The organism is Oceanobacillus luteolus (genome assembly GCF_042678205.1).
GTDB classification, from domain to species: Bacteria; Bacillota; Bacilli; order Bacillales; family Amphibacillaceae; genus Oceanobacillus; species Oceanobacillus luteolus.
The window spans coordinates 1-2,689 of the sequence record NZ_JBHUDE010000092.1; the positions used below are offsets into that span (position 1 = coordinate 1).

At 34.3% G+C, this 2,689-nt stretch carries 3 protein-coding genes; all 3 read left to right on the top strand.

The window, feature by feature from the left end:
• Positions 1–168: 168 nt before the first annotated feature.
• On the top strand, positions 169–1,026 hold the full coding sequence (locus ACFSBH_RS12395; protein ID WP_251517959.1) for a DUF2268 domain-containing putative Zn-dependent protease: 858 nt from the start codon (positions 169–171) through the stop codon (positions 1,024–1,026).
• A 197-nt stretch (positions 1,027–1,223) separates the two neighbouring features.
• A complete protein-coding gene (locus ACFSBH_RS12400; RefSeq protein WP_251517956.1) occupies positions 1,224–1,727 on the top strand; it encodes an RNA polymerase sigma factor in 504 nt (167 codons plus the stop codon).
• Entirely contained in the window at positions 1,705–2,469 is a 765-nt protein-coding gene (gene lepB, locus ACFSBH_RS12405; protein ID WP_251517953.1) for a signal peptidase I, read from the top strand. Before ACFSBH_RS12400 ends, lepB begins: the two co-directional genes overlap by 23 nt.
• Positions 2,470–2,689 lie beyond the last annotated feature (220 nt).

Sequence of the window (2,689 nt, forward strand, 5' to 3'; positions counted from 1 at the left end):
ACATCAACCACAAAATAATAAATTACTATAATCAAACTGGTATGAAAATCTAAGAAAATGAAAGAAATCGGGAGATTTCACTTACTATAATGAGGGAGTTTAGTTTAACAAGATCTGATGTTTACATTCATCTTTCTAGTATGTATGATCAAATAGGGGTGACAAAACTTGGATAATATTGAGATGATTAACCTAGTTCCAAAATTTTTATCCTTTTATAAAAAGGTCAATAGTTCTGTTGTTGATGAGGAAACTAGATGGAGCTTGTGGAAAGAACATTACAACTTTGCAGCAGTTCCACCTGGTGAGAAAGGTATGCAAATGGCTCGAAACTTATTGGATAATGCTTGGAACAAATACCGTGACAATTTATTAGTTATTGAAGAATGGACACCTGAAAAGGAAAAGGTTTATGACTACCTGAAAAAAATTAAAACATTATTTGGTTATGAAGAAACTATTAACTTAGTTATTATTTATTTCGTGGGAGCTTTTGAAAATAATGCTTTTGTCGCTCCTTATGACAAGAATCGTTTAGCACTTTGCCTTCCAATTGAAAATGGGAGCTCTAATATAATGTTAGCACACGAGTTAACGCACATTGTACACTCCAATACAGCAGATCTCTCAGCTGATTGGGAAAGGACAATCGCTTCAACAATTATACAAGAAGGATTGGCGACTCAAGTTAGCAAGTTTTTGGTTCCAGGGAACCCAGATGAGGATTATATCGAGCATAAAAATGGATGGTTTGAATCCTGTAAACAAAATCGAATAAATATACTTAAAGGAATTTATTCTTATTTAGATGACTCCTCTTCAGAAACAGTCACTAAGTTCACCTTTGGAACGGGAACGACTAATACTGAAAGAGAAGCCTATTACGTTGGCTGGGAAGTTGTCGAACACCTTTTAGAAAGAGGGCTAACATTTGAAGAAATAGCGAACATTCAAGAAAAGGATATACCAAATTTTATTAGAGAGTTTTATCCTGGCCTATTAGAATGGAGTAGACGACATGTATAAGTATTGGGTGCGTTCCTTGAAGTGATATGCTCCCCTTAAAGTAGACAAATTAAAAAATAACTATTGTGGGAAGCCATCAATTGATGGTTTTTTCTTTTATCCGTATTCTTATATACAAATGTTGAAAATTAAATAGTTGAATGATGTGACCAATATTGATCTGTATGTGTCTAATGGTTAAAAGGAGGTATTTGAATGTGATTGAGACCTGGTTTGAAAAATATGTAGAACTCATTTATAAATACATTTTCTTTATGGTGAAGGATCATCAAATTGCTGAGGATTTAACACAGGAGACGTTCATTAAAGCACATATCAAATCACATCAATACAAAGGAAACTCTGAACTGAAAACCTGGTTGTATCGTATTGCTTATACCACTACCATGAATTACTTCAGAAAAAAGCATCCAATTCCTACACTGTTTGATTCACCCATCCATGTAAAAAGTGCTGAAGAATCTTTCTTGGAAAAAAGTGATTTAGAAGAGCTTTACCGAGCCATTTCAACTTTGAAATTGAGCTATCAACAAGTAATTATACTGCGTAAAATTCAACAATTATCTGTTAAGGATACGGCTGCAATCCTTAGATGGAGTGAGAGCAAAGTAAAAATGACTACTGCCAGAGCATTAGAAAAACTCAAGCTGATTTTGGGTGAAAAGGGAGGGATGGAAATTGAAGAATCTTCAAGATCGTGACTTTAAAAAACTAAATGAGGCAGTATCATTAAGCAGACAGTCAAAAGATAACATGAAGCAGGCAATTGTAAATACAAAAATAAAACATAAGAGGTTTATATTTCCCAAATTATTAGGTAGTCTCCTAACTATCTTTGTTATTGGTTTAGCCTTTATGCTAATGTTCAATCCATTTAACGACCATAAGTTATCACAAGGGGAGATTATTGATTCCCAAACACCTGAAACTTTACCTAAGGTCGAGTTGGTAGATGACATGTTTACGATGGAGTGGCATTCTGATTCAATGGACAGAGGTAACCATGATTTACAGTCTAATGTTCATGGCAATCTGGTTGTTTCCGAAAAAATTCAACCAATTAAGCGAGGAGACATACTATTTTATAAGATCAACGAACAAGAACTGATTGGCAGAGTTATCGGCCTGCCTGGGGAAACGGTTATGATAAGAGACGGGCAGGTTTATATTGATAATAAAAAGTTGAATACCTTTTACGGTGTTGCGACGAGTATGGGACTTACAAGAGAGGAGTATTTGAAGGAGGTAGATAAAAGCAATATTAATGAAACCTCGATGGAAGATTTTTTTAATACCTCAATAGACCCTGTTTTTGTAGAGGAGAATACGGTCTTTGTCCTGGTCGATACATGGTGGAGGGGAAGAGACAGTATAGAGTTAGGTTTAATTCCATTCGATCAGGTGGAAGGAAAAGTATTGGGTTATGAAAAAGTTATTGATTAAGTCAATATAAATTATTTCTGGTCGTATTGTTGTTGATGTTCGTTCTTCAACTATAGTGTGCTTTACTTGAAGAGATTGTTGAGCTGCATAGACGGTTCTTTTTTCTTGTTTAACTAACCAGCTAATAGTTGTCAATATATTTCTCTAAAAAACTCAAATTAATTATGATATACTTAATTTTATTCATGCTAAATAACCTTCCGTTATCACCAATCTGGAA